Origin of the sequence: Vibrio sp. 10N.222.52.B7, assembly GCF_041474275.1 — a bacterium.
Lineage (GTDB): Bacteria > Pseudomonadota > Gammaproteobacteria > Enterobacterales > Vibrionaceae > Vibrio > Vibrio crassostreae_C.
The window spans coordinates 4,046-20,572 of sequence record NZ_JBFRTU010000061.1 but is presented as its reverse complement, the minus strand read 5'-3'; the positions used below and the strand labels follow the sequence as shown (position 1 = coordinate 20,572).

Below are 16,527 nucleotides of genomic sequence, written 5' to 3'. Positions count from 1 at the left end.
AATTTATACCGTTTATTTTATTACAAAAACGGTACATAAAATAGGGTCAAATGGTAACGAGACCTTTAAAAATAAAGGCAACCACCTGTGAAGATGATTGCCTTTATTAAACTTGAAAAGTAAAGGACGAAAGCCCTTACTGGTGGCTAGAAGAAAGCAAACATTGTGATACCGCCAGTGGTGTACACTGACTCTTTCGCTTCTTCGTAATCCGGTGTTTTTGCGGTTAGCGCGAAAGAGGCACCAACGTATCGGTTATACCAAGCGACACCCAATACAGCAGTTGCTTGAATGTTCTCTAAAGTCACATCGTAGATCGCTGGATCTTCGTTGTTTTTATTAGCGTACTCATCAACACCTGAGCGATCGCCTTCGATAGTCAGGTCGTTGAATCGGTAGCGACCTTCGAGGCCTGCATAGGTAAACCAACCAGCGTTTGATGCGCCGATCATGCCCGGTTTGAATGGGTTTTCTGTGGTGATGTTAGCTGCACCAAAGTTACCGCCTAAGTCTGTACCCCAACGAAACATGAAGCCCGTTGAAATGTCACTTCTAAAGTTACCGACGTTGATTTCAGAAACGTTAGAGATTTCGTAGTCAGTATTCGCAAGAGCTTGATTACGCATTAGGTTGAAATGGCTTAGGTAACCAACGCTTCCCGCCCATTCATCATCGACTTGGTATTCCCAACCCATCGGCTCATCCGACTTAGTGATTGAGTGAACCAGCTTTTGAGCATCTTCAGACAGTGCACGTTCGCCCGTAGTACCAAACGTGATATTAAAACGCTGGGCTTGCTGTGGGTTTAAGCTGATGTAATTGAATTCAGTGTGAAGGTAACCTGCGTATGGGCGATCATTAGGCGATGGCGTTTCTAACTCAATGTCAGAAGGCGTATACATCTTGTGGCCAATGGTGATTTCCCACTTGTCTAGAGAGCTTGCGCCCCAGTAGGAAAGACTCAATGGTTTTACCCAGTTATATGGCGTAATACTTGATGATGTGTAACCCAGAAATAAGCCGTTGGTATAGTCTTGGTCGACACCAAAAATACCATCATTATCTAAAGCAAAAGTTAACGTAGAACGCTCAGAGGCTAAAGATGAGAAAGAGAGAAGAATCAGGGGTAAACAACGCAGGTATTTCATGGAGCAGTTACTCTTAAATTATGAACCGCGATATTACCGTAATTTGACAGAATTTGTGGAAAAAAAGTGAATGGCAGGGTGCTTTTTTGCTCAACCTAACATTTCGCGGGATAGGTGAGTGTAGTGCGATTTATTTCAGATATAAAAAAGCCCCGCACATTGGCGAGGCTAATATTATTTACTGTCTATTGAGCGTGAGCTTATAGAGACTCAGTAAATGTACGTGCGATTACGTCAGCTTGTTGCTCTGCAGTTAGAGAGTTAAAGCGAACAGCGTAACCAGATACACGGATTGTTAGCTGAGGGTATTTCTCAGGGTGCTTAACTGCGTCTTCAAGAGTTTCGCGGTTAAGAACGTTAACGTTAAGGTGTTGACCACCTTCAATGCCAGCTTCGTGGTGGAAGTAACCATCCATTAGGCCTGCAAGGTTAGCACGTTGGCTGTCTTGTTCTTTACCTAGTGCGTTTGGCACGATAGAGAACGTGTAAGAGATACCATCTTGTGCGTCAGCAAACGGTAGTTTACCTACAGACGTTAGTGAAGCTACAGCGCCTTTCTCATCACGACCGTGCATTGGGTTTGCACCAGGAGCGAAAGGAGCGCCAGCACGACGACCGTCTGGAGTGTTACCTGTTTTCTTACCGTAAACCACGTTAGACGTGATAGTAAGAACTGACTGTGTAGGGATAGAGTTACGGTAAGTCTTAAGCTTACGGATCTTGTTCATGAACGTAGAAACTAGTTCACAAGCAATATCATCTACACGAGAGTCGTTATTACCGTATTTAGGGTAATCGCCTTCAATTTCGAAGTCAGTTGCAATGCCATCTTCGTCGCGGATTGGTTTAACAGTCGCGAACTTGATTGCAGACAGTGAGTCAGCTGCAACAGATAGACCAGCAATACCACAAGCCATTGTACGACGAACGTCACGGTCATGAAGAGCCATTAGAGACGCTTCGTAGCTGTACTTGTCGTGCATGTAGTGAATGCTGTTTAGTGCAGTCACGTATTGCTTAGCTAGCCAGTCCATGAAGTGATCTAGACGGTCCATTACTTTATCGTAATCAAGAACAGCGTCAGTCATTGGAGCTTCTTTAGGACCAACTTGCATCTTAAGTTTTTCGTCCACACCGCCGTTGATTGCGTAAAGCATTGTTTTCGCAAGGTTAGCACGAGCACCGAAGAACTGCATTTGCTTACCAACGATCATTGGAGATACACAACAAGCGATAGCGTAATCATCAGACTCAAGGTCAGGACGCATTAGGTCATCATTTTCGTACTGGATAGAAGAAGTATCGATAGATACCTTCGCACAGAAACGTTTGAAGCCGTCAGGTAGTTGCTCAGACCAAAGAACAGTGATGTTTGGCTCTGGAGAAGGACCCATAGTGTATAGAGAGTTTAGGAAACGGAAGTTCGAACGCGTTACTAGCGTACGACCGTCGATACCCATACCACCCATAGACTCTGTTGCCCAGATTGGGTCGCCAGAGAATAGCTCATCGTACTCAGGAGTACGTAGGAAACGAACCATACGCAGCTTCATTACGAAGTGGTCGATCATTTCTTGTGCTTGGTCTTCTGTGATTTTGCCAGCAGCGATATCACGCTCGATGTAGATGTCTAGGAAAGTCGAAGTACGACCTAGAGACATTGCAGCACCGTTTTGAGATTTAACAGCAGCTAGGTAGCCGAAGTAAGTCCACTGGATAGCTTCTTGAGCAGTTTGAGCTGGCTCAGAGATATCGAAACCGTATTTCTCAGCCATTTGCTTGATTTGACCTAGAGCACGATGTTGCTCAGAGATCTCTTCACGCAGTTGCATTGTTTCTGCTAGGTTTTCACCGTTTTCGAATTGCTCTTGAAGAGAAGCAAATTGAGCTTGCTTGTCTTTCATTAGGAAATCAATACCGTAAAGTGCAACACGACGGTAGTCACCAATGATACGACCACGGCCGTAAGCATCAGGAAGACCAGTCAGAACACCAGACTTACGACATTTTAGGATATCAGGAGTGTAGATATCGAAAACGCCAGCATTGTGTGTTTTGCGGTATTCTGAGTAGATTTTTGAAACCATTGGGTCAAGAGTTTCACCGTATGCTTTACAAGAACCTTCAACCATACGCACACCACCGTTAGGGATGATTGCACGTTTTAGTGGCTTCTCAGTTTGTAGACCAACGATAGTCTCAAGATCTTTCTCAATGTAACCTGCATCGTGAGCAGTAATGGTAGAGATAACAGAAGTATCGAAATCTACAGGTGCTTTAGTTGCGTTTTCCTGTTTGATACCTTCCATTACCGAAGACCAAAGCTTGTTAGTTGCTTCAGTACCCTCAGAAACTAGGAAAGACTCGTCGCCTTCATACGGCGTGTAGTTCTTTTGAATGAAATCACGAACGTTTACTTCGCTTTGCCACTCACCTGCAGCAAAATCTTCCCAAGCTTTAGCAAATTGCTCTGCCATGACATACCTACCTTTTTAGTAGAAAAAATACGTACATTAACACTGTTGAGCCAGCGCCCCTCGTAAGGGTAGTACACTCTTATTAATAACAATATATATGAGCATATAAGCATCATATGGTTATATATATTGTCACTACCTTTTATATGTTGTCTTTACTCTATGTATTCAAGACTACGCTAAAAAATTTCTGCAAACCTTAAACTAAATCAATAAATGCCAAAAAAAGTTGAAAAAATTTGAGTGGCAGGGGTTGCCACCCAAACTTTTTTTTAATCCTAATACTACTTTTGTGTAGTAAGGACTATTATAGCCAAGCTTTTAGACCATACTGACCTTCTAGCATACCAACTGCAAGCATTGCCACTAGACAGATAACTAAAACGCCAACAGGGATAACAATCTTATCTACAAATGATAGACGCTTTGCACGCTCTTTATCACCAATTAGACCATTATTATCAAGAAGCATAGTTAGTGCCCATGCTAATACTGGGTTAACAACCGCTGAACCAAAGATACAGATACCAGCCGCTTGAGAATCTTTTGAATCCTTAACCATTTGCATACCTGCTTCAAGTAGAGGTAGAGATACACCTACAAGTAGCGCAACACGCATCACTGGTGGCCATACTGCTACGTCCATCGGGAAACCAAGAATCGCAACAATAATACATAGAGAACCAAGCAAGATTGCGCCGCCAGGGATTGGACGTTTCGCGATTGCTGCTGGGATCATGTAAGTACCCCAAGAAGATGTGATGTTACCACCACCTACTGCAGTACCGACCATTTGACGAACAGAACACATCGTCATTGTGTCGTCTACGTCCATCAGAACTTTTTCAGAACGTTTAGGGTAGTTCAGCTCTTGGAAGATACGGTGACCTAGGAAGTCTGGTGACCACATTGCTACTGCAAGAATAGCGAACGGTAGCGAAGCGATGAAGTGCTCAACATTTGGCAAGCCAAGCATCCAACCTTCAGAAGTCGAACCCCACCAGTAAACTGGGTTTAGGTTTGGAATGCCCATTTCAGTTTCGAACACGATATCGAAACCAGCGCCTAATGCTAATGCAATAGCAAGGCCTGTAAACGCACAAACTGGAATAGCTAACCAACGCTTGTTCACTTTTGCTAAGAAAGCGTAGATAGCAATAGTAATAGCAAGAACGATAAGACCCACGTAACCCATGCTACCCGCTTCAACAGTAGAAGATTGAAGACCAACCGCCCATGCTTGAATTGAGTTGATTTGGCTCATGGTACCGGTTAAGCCTAAGAATATGAGCAAGCCACCTGCTGTACCTTCAGAAGTTAGGTTAACAAGTTTAGATCCGCCTTTTAGGAAACTTAGGATGAGACCGAACACACCGATCAGGATGGCCAATGCAAGAGGGTGAGCACCAGCGAGAGCGATGGTACCGATAAGAGGGATCATTGGGCCGTGGTTGCCGGCAAGGTTTGCTTTAGGGTTAAAGAAACCAGAAGCAAGGATACAAAACAGTAGTGCAGGAATAAGCATTTCTACACGAGCGACTTCAATTGCGAAGTCTTTACCTAGGTTTACGTGATCCCAAGCTTGAGTTAGGCCATCAGCCCACGACATCATTACTGCAGAGTACATCGCAATGATACCAATAGTACCAGCAAGTGCAGGAACAAGATCTTCAAGTTCAAAGCGGAAGTCACGACCTGGAAGGTTTAAACCGAAGCGGCGAGGCTTCATGATTTGAAGTTCGTGATCTAGATAATCTGAGCGGCTCTCAAATTCAGAAGCAGGACGGTGTAGCTCTTTATAGCTTTTCTCTTCTACTTCAGAGTTCGCATTATTGACAACGTCTGACATAGATTCCTCATATTTTTTGTTAGTAATTCTAAAATTGAATTCTATAAGTTCGCGTAATTGCGTTATTTCTTAGTTATAACTCATTAACATTATGTTGCACGGTTTTGCTGTGCTTTATGCAGCTAAGTTAAAAGAAATGTTTGGCATTTTTAATGCCTTATTCTTTGCTGAGGAGTCTAACAAGCTTACCCTTTAGGGTGATTGATCTTGATCACTTTATGAGTATATGTGAAAGAAAGCTACAAAACGCAGCGATTCATTAACTTCCCATTGATGAATCGTGTAATTAGTTTTCACAAATTGACGTTTACCTATCTTCTTCGAGCCTTTGTCGTCATGGCTCGAGTTCAATACTCAATTCTTACTGAGTTATTTCACTATTACTTGCTTCCCAACTGTTCCGAGTGAAATGCTTACAATGTAATAACCTTAAAATAATTGTGCCTTACGGTGTGTATGTAGTGTTGAGCGTGCAGATTATATTTTGCAGATCTCGGCGTATCTAAGTTCACAAAACTTGTTTTTCTTGTGAGACATCAAGCTACGTGAATCTCATTTTGATTAACTTTATTTAAACAATGTAAGGGGTGTAATTGCAGCTTATTGATAGAACTCATTCATTAAATTGAGGCGAAAACGCTACCTTTTGCATAATAAGTCAGAGTGAATCGCTATTTATTCCAATTTATCAGGTTAATAATTTGTTGCATGTTGTTTCGTGTGGTGCTAGTTTGTATCGCATGAAAAGGTCGGAGTACCTTGCATTTTCACAAACTTGGGAGAGAAAGCGCATGAAAGATGTACCAGCGCTGGACATAAAGGATCTACACAAAACGTTTGGTCAAAATGAAGTTTTAAAGGGAATTTCACTTTCTGCGCATAAAGGCGATGTTGTATCGATTATCGGATCTTCAGGGTCGGGTAAAAGTACTTTCCTTAGATGTATCAACCTTTTAGAGACACCAACTGCAGGCGAGATTTGGGTTAATGGCGAATTAATTCAAATGAAAAACAACCGCCAAGGCGTATCTGTTCCTGCTAATGAAAAACAAGTACAGCGAATCCGTTCTCGCTTAGCGATGGTTTTTCAAGGCTTCAATCTTTGGTCTCACCTGACCGTTCTCGAAAACGTTATCGAAGCGCCTGTTCACGTCTTAGGTGTACCTAAAGCACAAGCGATTGAAAATGCAGAGCTACTACTTAAAAAAGTAGGCTTGTATGAGCGCAAAGATTACTACCCAGGTCATTTATCCGGTGGACAACAACAACGAGCGGCAATTGCTCGAGCGTTAGCGGTTGATCCGGAAGTGATGCTGTTTGATGAGCCAACATCAGCACTTGACCCTGAGTTAGTAGGGGAAGTACTCGGTGTAATGCGAGATCTAGCAGAAGAAGGAAGAACCATGCTTGTGGTAACACATGAAATGGCTTTTGCTCGTGACGTATCAAACCATGTGATGTTCCTGCACCAAGGTCTAGTGGAAGAACAGGGCGATCCAGCTAAACTGTTTACGGAACCTGAATCTGAACGTTTACAACAATTTATCTCATCGATTTACTAATCAGAATTGAAACGCCGTTGCCAACGGTAAACAGCGACGGTGTGAACAATAAAACACAACAAGTAAGTTAATAAGCAACAACAAACACAATATTAAAACTAGCAAAACATAAAAACCTAAATCACAGGAGTAGGGATATGAAAAAGTGGTTATTAGTCGCGGCACTTGCTGCAACTGCTGCAACGGGCGTAGCTCAAGCAAAAGAATGGAAAACAGTACGCTTTGGTATTGAAGGTGCTTACCCTCCATTTAGCTGGACAGAAGCTGACGGGTCACTGAAAGGCTTCGATGTCGATATGGCTAACGCACTTTGTACTGAAATGCAGGTGCAGTGTAAGATCGTTGCACAAGACTGGGATGGTATCATTCCTTCTCTACTTGCTCGTAAATATGATGCGATCATCGCGGCAATGTCTATCACGGAAGAGCGTAAGAAAAAAATCGACTTCACTGGTAAATACGCACTTATCCCAAACAAGTTCATCGCTAAGAAAGGTGCAGGCCTTAACTTTGATGATCTAAGCGGTCAAAAGATTGCCGTTCAACGTGCAACAACTCACGATAAATACCTAACAGACAACTACGGCGATACAGTAGAGATCGTTCGTTACGGTTCATTCGACGAAGCTTACCTTGATCTAGCAAACGGTCGTGTTGCTGCTGTACTAGGTGATGCATCTGCTCTAGAAGAAGGCGTGCTGAACAAAGCTGGTGGTGAAGACTACGAGTTTGTTGGCCCATCACTAACTGATCCTAAGTGGTTCGGCGAAGGTTTTGGTATTGCTCTACGTAAGCAAGACAAAGATCTGACTAAGCAATTAGATGCGGCAATCCTTTCACTACGTGAAAAAGGCATCTACCAAGATATCGCGGCTAAATACTTCAACTACGACGTATACGGTCAGTAATCTTTAGCGTCAATTCTTAAGGGAGAGGTTCTCCTCTCCCTGTCTTACCAACTTTTTCGCAGTTCTGTTGGAATCCATTATGTTTGATTTACAAGGATATGAAGCGTCGATCCTGAAAGGGGCGGTGCTCACAATCGAAGTTGCCTTGCTGTCGCTAATTTTAGCTATGGTTCTTGGTATGCTAGGTGCCTTAGCAAAACTCGCGCCTTATCGCTGGGCTCGTGCTATTGCAACCCTCTACACAACCGTCATTCGAGGCATTCCCGATCTCGTATTGATGATGCTGATTTTCTTTGGTGGACAAATCCTTTTAAACAACAGTTTGTATTCCATCAACGAGTGGCTCAACGAGTGGTTTGCATCCAGTGATCCTAACCACGAATGGACCTCTTACCTACCTGATTATATTGATGTCAGCCCATTTGTTGCTGGTGTCTTAACCATAGGCTTTATTTTCGGTGCCTATATGGCAGAAACGTTCCGTGGTGCCATCATGGCTGTCGACAGCGGTGAAATGGAAGCGGCAAAAGCTTATGGTATGAGCCCTGTAAAGGCGTTTCACCGCATACTGCTACCGCAGATGATTCGTCACGCATTACCGGGTTTTGGGAACAACTGGCTGGTATTACTTAAAACCACTGCGTTGGTTTCCATTATTGGCCTAGAAGATATGGTGCGTGTTAGCGCACTGGCAGCGGGTTCAACCAAAATGCCATTTACCTTCTATATGACAGTGGCGATTATCTTCTTATTCTTCACCAGTGTTTCAACGGGCCTGCTTAAGCTGGTTGAACGTAAATTCAGTATCCACGCGAGGTAGTTATGGACTTTTCATTGATAATTGAAAGCCTACCGATTTACCTTGGTGGTTTATGGACAACGGCTTGGATGGTTTGCGTTGCTTTGATCATTGGCTTATTCGTCGCCATACCATTAGCTATCGCTCGTAACAGCCCAAATATGCTGATTAACGCTCCTGCTTGGTCGTTCATCTATTTCTTCCGTGGTACGCCATTATTGGTGCAGTTGTACCTGATTTACTACGGAATGGATCAGTTCTTCCCTGTAAAAGATACACTATGGGAAAATGCATGGTTTTGTGCTTTGGTGGCATTCATCCTTAACACATCGGCATACACAGCTGAAATCATTCGCGGTGCGATTAACGGCTTACCAAAAGGTGAAGTTGAAGCAGCAAAAGCGTATGGCATGAGCACACCTAAGACATACCGACGTATCATTCTGCCAAGTGCATTACGTCGTGCATTACCGGCTTACAGTAACGAAGTTATCTTTATGCTTCACGGCTCAGCCGTTGCAGGTATTGTGACGATTATGGATCTAACGGGTGCAGCTCGTTTGGTTAACTCTCGCTACTATGCTCCGTTTGAATCTTTCCTAACAGCAGGTCTGTTCTACATGGCACTAACGTTCATCATCATTGCGATTTTCAAATTCGCAGAGAAACGTTTCTTAGCTTACTTAAGACCACTTAGCTAATTACACATCATAATTAACAAAACGGCGCTTCTATAGCGCCGTTTTTTATGAGCAGATTCTGTTGCTGTTGATTACTTAAACGTTGACCAAATTGGCGCGTGGTCAGACGGCTTTTCGATGCCACGCAGTTCGTAATCGATGCCAGCTTCAGTACACTTATCAGCAAGCTTCTGAGTCGCAAGTACTACATCAATTCGTAGGCCGCGGTTGTCCACGAAACCTTTCGAGCGGTAGTCAAACCACGAGTATTGGTCGTTTACTTCAGGGTGCAGTAAGCGGAAGCTATCCACAAAACCCCAATCCATCAGTGTTTTCAACCATTCTCGCTCTTCTGGTTGGAAAGAGCACTTACCTGTTTTCAACCAACGTTTCGCATTAGGTTCACCGATGCCGATGTCTGCGTCGATAGGGCTGATATTAATGTCGCCCATCACAATGACTTGTTCGTCTTTGTTGTGGTAGTCATTTAGGTAAGTCATCAAGTCTTTGTAGAACTGGCGTTTGTACGGGTATTTTGTTTCATGCTTGATGTTATCCCCTTGAGGGAAGTAGCCATTTAGCACGGTAACCTTTTCACCATTTTCATCTTCAAACGTCGCCATGATCATGCGTTTTTGATGGTCTTCATTATCTGTTGGGAAACCCTTCTGCACAGAAATAGGCTCTTGCTTACACAACATTGCCACACCGTAGTGGGCTTTTTGACCGTGGAAGTAAACCTTATAGCCCATTGCTTCAACATCAGCAATTGGGAAGGCTTCATCGTGCACTTTTATCTCTTGCAGACCAATCACGTCGGGTTGGTGTTTGTCGATAATAGCTTGCAGTTGGTGAAGGCGGGCTCTAAGACCGTTGATGTTGAAGCTAATTACTTTCATTTGTTTTTATACCTCTCGTAAACCTTTGTCACTGCTTGTTTTTAAAGGTTTTTGATTTGGTGGATTTCATGGTTCATCGTATTTAACCATGCTTAATAATTTCTGTCGCCACTTTGTAGAGACAAAATGGCGACATTAAATGATGTGAATACTTACAGTTACGTAGAATCTATTGAGTCTTAAGTAAATCCAAAAAGAACGCGTATTCAAGTGCGTCTTCTTTTAATCGTTTAAATCGGCCAGAAGCGCCACCGTGACCGGCTTCCATATCGGTTTTGAACAGCAATACGTTGTTGTCTGTTTTCATTTCACGCAGTTTCGCAACCCATTTCATTGGCTCAAAGTACTGCACCTGTGAGTCATGCAGGCCTGTCGTTACCAACATGTTCGGGTAGTTTTGTACCTTAATGTTGTCGTACGGTGAGTACCCCAGCATGTAATCGTAGTAGGCTTTATCGTTCGGGTTACCCCATTCGTCATACTCATTGGTGGTTAGAGGGATCGATTCATCGAGCATGGTTGTCACAATGTCTACAAACGGAACATGTGCACCAATACCACGGTACAGTTCTGGTGCTTGGTTGATGATTGCTCCCATCAATAGACCGCCAGCAGACCCCCCAACGGCGAACACTTTATCTTTCGCGCCGTAGCCTTCTTCAACAAGCTCTTTGGTTACATCAATAAAGTCGTTGAACGTGTTTTGTTTGGTCAGTTTTTTGCCATCTTCATACCAAGGGCGACCAAGCATTTCTGAACCGCGGACATGTGCGATGGCATAAACAAAACCTCTATCCAGTAGGCTTAGGCGAGTTGAGCTGAAGGTAGGTTCAATCGTAGAGCCGTAAGACCCATAGCCGTATTGGTAGATTGGGTTAGTGCCGTCTTTCTTAAATAAGTCTTTACGATAAACCAAAGAGACAGGAACTTGCTTACCATCGCGAGCCGTAATCATGATTCGCTCTGATTGGTAGTTATCCGCTTCGAAATCACCTAATACGGGTGTTTGCTTCATGAGTTCGGATTCACCTGTACTTAGGTCGAAATCATAGTAAGTACCTGGCGTGGTTAAGCTGCTGTAATAGATACGAACTTTTGCGTTATCTAATTCATAGTTACTCGTTAGGTAAGCGGCAAATGCGGTGTCGTTAAATTCAAGTGGAAACTCGTGGCCTGTTGAGAGTTGGCGAACTTTCACTGTAGACAAGCCATCCGCGCGTTGCTCGTAGACAAGATGATCATCAAACAACTCGAAATCTACAAGCTGAGTATTATCGTCTGCTGGGATGACATCGACCCATTTTGAGCGATCATGCATCTCTTCGGTTGTGACTTTCATTAAACGGAAGTTGACCGCTTGGTAGTTGGTGTAGATGTAATACCAATCACCTAGCTTAGCGATGCTGTACTCTATGCCGGTCTCTTTTGGGTAGAAAGCCTCAGCTGTAGCCTTTGGGTTGTTGGCATCGATGACTGAGACACCGCTGGTTTCTGTGCTCGAATGCCAAATGTAGACCTGTTCTCCATCTTTGCTTTTACTCAAAGAGGTGTAGTAAGCGCTATCGGCTTCTTCGTAGATTAACTGATCGCTTGCCTGAGCTGTGCCTAACACGTGGCGGTAAACTTGATAACCCAGCAATGTTTGTGGATTTTTTTTGATGTAGTAGAAGGCTTGGTTGTCGTTTTGCCACGCGATAGCACTTGAAGCGCCTTCAATTTCATCTTTTAGGTATTCACCTGTTGTGAGGTCTTTGATCTTGATGGTGTAAATGCGGCGGCTTAGCGTATCTTCGCCATAGGCCAACAAGTTTTCGTCTGGGCTGATCGTTAAGCCACCAATACTGAAGAATTCATGCTCTTTTGCTAGCTCGTTTACATCTAAGATGACTTGCTTGTCTGTGCCTAAAAAGTTTTTTTCACGCAGGTGAACTGGGTATTCGTTGTCGCCTGTGACCTTATTCGAGTAGTAGTAACTGCCTTTGCGAACCGGTACCGAATTGTCGTCTTTCGCGATTCGGCCTTTAATCTCTTCAAATAATTGTTTTTGTGCTGCTTCTGTATGTTTCAACACCGTATCTGCGTACTGATTCTCTTGCTCAAGTTGTTGCAATATCTCTGGATCTTGGCGTGCATCATCGCGCATCCAATAGTAATCATCGATTCGGGTTTCACCATGAATCGTCATTGCGTGAGGGACTTTCTTAGCAACGGGTGCTTGGGTTTGCTGAGCGACGAGCTGTGATTGAGAGTAGTGGTTCATGGTTGAGATTCCTTGATTGCTGCATCCGGCGACAAGCGCTATTGATACGGCTAATGTGGTTAAAGCGATACGCATCTGTATATCCTTAGTGTGTACCTTACTCGTTTTAATGCCAGCATCCTTTGTTGTGAGAGTTCAGGTACGTTGGTGTTCTTCCAGTGATATTATTTATAATTGGATTCTGGATATGCACCTTCATCGTAAGTGTCTGTTATTGTTTTCAAAAAATCAAAGCAATGTTAAATGAAATTACTGATACGTGAGAGTGGAAGGAATAAATGTGCAACAAAAAGGGACACACTTTTCAGTATGTCCCTTTCCTTTGTTTGGCAAGATTCGAGTTTTACGTTAAATAGCCAATGGCATTTCGTTTGAGTGGTCAGGTTTACGATTAACCCAACGTAAACCAAGCATAGCGATGAATGACATAGCAATCATCAGGCAACCGAGTGGCAGTTGGTCTTGAGCTGGGAAGAACGATGCCAATAGTGTTGCGATGCCAGCACCTAGGTTTTGCATACCACCTAAAATCGCACCTCCAGTACCAGCGTGGTACGGGAATGGCGAAAGTGCCCCTGTTGTTGCTGCTGGGAATAATATGCCAGCGCCCAAGAAGTAAATTGTGGCACCGCCAATCAAAGTTAATGCTGTTGTTTGACCAAACAGACCCGGTATCAATACCACTGTTGAGCCTACCAATATCGCAACCAGACCAACATTCAATGCACGGCGCTCAGAGCGACGTTGTGCGATGTAACTAGATAAGCCTGCACCGACTAAGTAACCTGGAATAGGCAAGACAAACAGCAAGCTTACTGTGGTTGCCGGTAAGCCAAGTACGCCACCAAGCAACACACCTGCCGCTGCTTCAAATACGGCTACACCAGCAAAGGTTGCGACTAATACCAATAAGAAACCTTGGAAACGTTTATCAGACAGAACGAACTTGTAGCTGTTGGCAACCGATTCATGCTTGCGTCGTTCTTTCGGCAGTGTTTCCATCATGCTCGTCATCATAGTGATCACAACAGCAATACCAAACAGCGCAAGGAATAAGTAGCTAGAACGCCAGCCGAAAACTTCTGTTAGGTAACCACCCAGTACAGGAGCTATCAATGGTGAGAAAATCACACACATGCTAATCAAGCTGTTTGCACGGTGCAGCTCTGCGCCTTCAAAACAGTCGCGAGTCAATGTACGAGACATCGCACCACCACAACCGATGCCCAAACCTTGGATAAAGCTGCCCGCTAAGAACCATTCATATTCGTGAGCGAACAATGCTACCAAAGTACCGATGATGTAGATGATCAAACCAATCACGATGATCGGTTTACGACCTAGGCGATCTGAAAGTGGGCCGTAAACAAATTGCGACAGACCATAAGGGATCAAGTAACACGCCATCACTGCCTGCAGTGAAGATGCCGAAACTAAGAACTCACCTGCCATATGACCGATAGAAGGCACGTACATCGTTTGAGTCATTTGACCTACGGCAGTCAGAATAGCGATTAAAAAGGTAAGTTTCGCTAATGGAAATGAGGCGGACATGTGCGTATCTCTCCAAAAATTAAGACGTAAAAAGCCTTAGCGCTCCATTAAAGGAGAGCCAAATAAATAAAGTGTTCAGGGAATCTAGGCGCGAGATATTAGAGCTTGATTGCGGGCTTAGCAATCAAAAAGTGTGAAGTTGAGCAAGATAAAAATCTATAACTTGGATTATAAAAACTAATCCGAAATTACTGCATTTTAAAGAGGGAGAGGGTGGAGTGGGCTTCCTTTAAATATCGATGTTCTGGCTATGTCCAAAGCGCTAAAACCTAAGCAACACAGCTAATGATTATATGAGTACATCATTTTAAATCACAGAAAAAAGGAAGAAAACACGCTCTATTAACATTTGTATAAACTTTCGTTTTATATGTAAGCAATTTGTGCTGTAATTATCCGCTAAGCTATTCGTCTAACTTGTTTGCATTTTGTACAGCAATTCGTTGTCGATGTGATAGTTATGGTTATGGAAGTCTTTTGGCTTAAATAAGGATATTAAATGCGCTCTCTATCGGTACAGTGGAAAATAACCCTCTTAGCAGGTTGTTGTTTAATCATTACGTCACTGTCTCTTATTGGTTTCTCGATCTACAACGCAACGAGCAATCAACAAGTCATCAAATCTCAAAGTTCAGAATCAGTTATCAATAAAACTCAGCAGTTGCTGGCGTCTGTTTCTCAGCTAAACGCTCAAGAAACTCAACGTTATGTAGACGAAGCTATTTACCGCGCAGAGATGCTTGCGGCCAGTGCTCAGTTTCTAAAAAACAATGCAGACGAAAACTTTACACCAAGTGAAGAGCTTCGTACCGCCTTGGATGAAATGGTTCGTCGCTCGGTTTTAAACTTCGACTCTATTCAAGGAGCGTATCTAGTTTTCAAGCCTGACTTGCTCGATAGTGAAGATGCGAATTATGTCGATGCTGATTATGTTGGTTCTAACGAAAAAGGTCGTTTTGCTCCTTACTGGAAGGTGGCAGATAACGGTGAAAATGTTCTAGCGAACGTTCTTTCAGAATCTATCTTGAATGATGACAGCAATAGCGAACGTTTTTACTGTCCTTTGTCTTCAGGGCAAACGTGTATTAGTACGCCGAGAGTCGTGAACAGCGGTGGTGTAGCACTACTTACGTCCTCTATTTCAGTCCCTATTTTGGTTGACGACGTTGCTATTGGTTTTCTTGGTATTGATCTAAGACTTGATGGTTTAACCAGTGTGATTACTCAATCTGACCAGAGCTTGTTTAACGGTGCGGGTAAAGCTTACGTGGTTAGTCTAGATGGTTCGGTCATCGCTTCTGATGATTCAAGCATTGCAGTCGGTTCAACTTTCCAAAGTGGCAATACAAACAGTGATTTAATGACCGACTTTATCTTTGGTGGTGAAGTGACAACGCAATGGAGCGAGAACGGTGAGTGGTTACTTGCCTTTGCACCTGTTGTTGCAGCTAACCAAACTTGGGGGGTGTTGTTTGAGATCCCAAGAGACAGTGTCGTCGCTGACGCAAATAAATTGGATTCCATCATTAGCACTAAGCTAAGTGAAGGCATCAAAACAGAAGTGATCGCCGGTACAGTGTTTATTATCTTTGGCTTAGCCATTATCGCATTTGCTTCCCTTTCAATTGTGAAGCCTATTCGACAAGTGGTTGAGCGACTTAATGATATTGCTTCTGGTGAAGGTGATTTGACCCAACGTTTGGAAGTGAAATCTCAAGACGAAATTGGTCAGCTATCCAAAGGGTTCAACTTATTCTTAGACAAGCTACAACACACGATCAAAGAAGTCATTCACACCACAGAACAAGTGGCAAATACTACCAGCCAAGCGAAAGCATCAGCATCAAGTACTCGTGAAAGCAGCGAGTCTCAATTTAAAGAAGTGGATCTAGTCGCGACAGCGGCCGAAGAGATGACTCAAACTGCGGGCTTAGTGGTACAAAATGCAGAAGTGGCCGTTGATGCAGCGTGCGAAGCGAATCGTTCTGCTCAACAAGGGCAACAAGTCATCGAACTTTCAGCAGGTGAAATGAGAAAGCTGGTGGAGCGTATGTCGAGTGCTGTTCCTATTGTTGAAGAATTGGCAAAAAATAACGGAAACATCACCGAGATCTTAAGTGTGATTGAAGGGATCTCTGAGCAAACTAACTTACTGGCATTGAACGCGGCGATTGAAGCGGCTCGTGCTGGCGAACAAGGTCGAGGTTTTGCTGTTGTTGCGGATGAGGTACGTGTGCTTTCACAGCGTACCCACTCTTCAACAGAAGAGATCAAATCAACAATTGATATCCTGCAGCGCACAACGGCGCAAGCGGTTGAGCTTATGGAGAGCAGTTCTAAACTGGCGATACATTCAGTAGAAGATGCAGACAGAGCTTCGCATGCGCTTGA

The 16,527-nt window shown here is 43.6% G+C and carries 11 protein-coding genes; 5 read left to right on the top strand and 6 right to left on the bottom strand.

The features are described 5' to 3' along the window. Window positions 1-146: 146 nt before the first annotated feature. The 3 genes from AB4512_RS15490 to AB4512_RS15480 all read right to left on the bottom strand — a co-directional run bounded on the left by AB4512_RS15490 (window position 147) and on the right by AB4512_RS15480 (window position 5,474). Window positions 147-1,148, bottom strand: a complete 1,002-nt coding sequence (locus AB4512_RS15490; protein ID WP_017062129.1) for a lipid A deacylase LpxR family protein — start codon at window positions 1,146-1,148, stop codon at window positions 147-149. A 200-nt stretch (window positions 1,149-1,348) separates the two neighbouring features. Next, window positions 1,349-3,625 carry a formate C-acetyltransferase gene (gene pflB, locus AB4512_RS15485; RefSeq protein ID WP_017062127.1) on the bottom strand — a complete coding sequence of 759 codons (2,277 nt, stop codon included), beginning with the start codon at window positions 3,623-3,625 and terminating at the stop codon, window positions 1,349-1,351. A gap of 307 nt (window positions 3,626-3,932) precedes the next feature. Next, window positions 3,933-5,474 carry a DUF3360 family protein gene (locus AB4512_RS15480; RefSeq protein WP_017062126.1) on the bottom strand — a complete coding sequence of 514 codons (1,542 nt, stop codon included), beginning with the start codon at window positions 5,472-5,474 and terminating at the stop codon, window positions 3,933-3,935. Window positions 5,475-6,265: 791 nt separating this feature from the next. Between AB4512_RS15480 and AB4512_RS15475 the strand changes: the two genes are divergently transcribed. The 4 genes from AB4512_RS15475 to AB4512_RS15460 all read left to right on the top strand — a co-directional run bounded on the left by AB4512_RS15475 (window position 6,266) and on the right by AB4512_RS15460 (window position 9,444). Beyond that, window positions 6,266-7,036: an ABC transporter ATP-binding protein gene (locus tag AB4512_RS15475; protein ID WP_004736532.1), complete on the top strand. Its 771-nt coding sequence runs from the start codon at window positions 6,266-6,268 to the stop codon at window positions 7,034-7,036. A 137-nt stretch (window positions 7,037-7,173) separates the two neighbouring features. Then, window positions 7,174-7,944, top strand: a complete 771-nt coding sequence (locus AB4512_RS15470; protein ID WP_010437364.1) for an ABC transporter substrate-binding protein — start codon at window positions 7,174-7,176, stop codon at window positions 7,942-7,944. A gap of 79 nt (window positions 7,945-8,023) precedes the next feature. Beyond that, the gene (locus tag AB4512_RS15465; RefSeq protein ID WP_017063493.1) at window positions 8,024-8,764 is read left to right on the top strand and encodes an ABC transporter permease; all 741 of its coding nucleotides are present in this window, start codon (window positions 8,024-8,026) and stop codon (window positions 8,762-8,764) included. Between the two features lie 2 nt (window positions 8,765-8,766). After that, window positions 8,767-9,444 (top strand): ABC transporter permease, encoded by a 678-nt coding sequence (locus tag AB4512_RS15460; RefSeq protein WP_017062123.1) that lies wholly within the window; start codon window positions 8,767-8,769, stop codon window positions 9,442-9,444. A 71-nt stretch (window positions 9,445-9,515) separates the two neighbouring features. Here AB4512_RS15460 and xthA read toward each other — a convergent pair whose 3' ends face one another. The 3 genes from xthA to emrD all read right to left on the bottom strand — a co-directional run bounded on the left by xthA (window position 9,516) and on the right by emrD (window position 14,136). Further along, window positions 9,516-10,322, bottom strand: coding sequence for an exodeoxyribonuclease III (gene xthA / locus AB4512_RS15455; protein ID WP_010437369.1), 807 nt, complete (start codon window positions 10,320-10,322; stop codon window positions 9,516-9,518). A gap of 169 nt (window positions 10,323-10,491) precedes the next feature. Then, a complete protein-coding gene (locus AB4512_RS15450; RefSeq protein ID WP_017065926.1) occupies window positions 10,492-12,582 on the bottom strand; it encodes a S9 family peptidase in 2,091 nt (696 codons plus the stop codon). A 348-nt stretch (window positions 12,583-12,930) separates the two neighbouring features. Next, on the bottom strand, window positions 12,931-14,136 hold the full coding sequence (gene emrD, locus AB4512_RS15445; protein ID WP_372175152.1) for a multidrug efflux MFS transporter EmrD: 1,206 nt from the start codon (window positions 14,134-14,136) through the stop codon (window positions 12,931-12,933). A gap of 499 nt (window positions 14,137-14,635) precedes the next feature. Between emrD and AB4512_RS15440 the strand changes: the two genes are divergently transcribed. Then, window positions 14,636-16,527 (top strand): methyl-accepting chemotaxis protein (locus AB4512_RS15440; RefSeq protein ID WP_372175151.1); only part of this gene is annotated, 1,892 nt, incomplete at its 3' end.

Bases quoted from the DNA above. Each gene is read 5' to 3' on its own strand.
- pflB (WP_017062127.1), bottom strand. From the start codon at position 3,625: ATGGCAGAGCAATTTGCTAAAGCTTGGGAAGATTTTGCTGCAGGTGAG.
- emrD (WP_372175152.1), bottom strand. From the start codon at position 14,136: ATGTCCGCCTCATTTCCATTAGCGAAACTTACCTTTTTAATCGCTATT.
- AB4512_RS15465 (WP_017063493.1), top strand. From the start codon at position 8,024: ATGTTTGATTTACAAGGATATGAAGCGTCGATCCTGAAAGGGGCGGTG.
- AB4512_RS15460 (WP_017062123.1), top strand. From the start codon at position 8,767: ATGGACTTTTCATTGATAATTGAAAGCCTACCGATTTACCTTGGTGGT.
- AB4512_RS15475 (WP_004736532.1), top strand. From the start codon at position 6,266: ATGAAAGATGTACCAGCGCTGGACATAAAGGATCTACACAAAACGTTT.
- AB4512_RS15480 (WP_017062126.1), bottom strand. From the start codon at position 5,474: ATGTCAGACGTTGTCAATAATGCGAACTCTGAAGTAGAAGAGAAAAGC.
- AB4512_RS15450 (WP_017065926.1), bottom strand. From the start codon at position 12,582: ATGAACCACTACTCTCAATCACAGCTCGTCGCTCAGCAAACCCAAGCA.
- AB4512_RS15490 (WP_017062129.1), bottom strand. From the start codon at position 1,148: ATGAAATACCTGCGTTGTTTACCCCTGATTCTTCTCTCTTTCTCATCT.
- xthA (WP_010437369.1), bottom strand. From the start codon at position 10,322: ATGAAAGTAATTAGCTTCAACATCAACGGTCTTAGAGCCCGCCTTCAC.
- AB4512_RS15470 (WP_010437364.1), top strand. From the start codon at position 7,174: ATGAAAAAGTGGTTATTAGTCGCGGCACTTGCTGCAACTGCTGCAACG.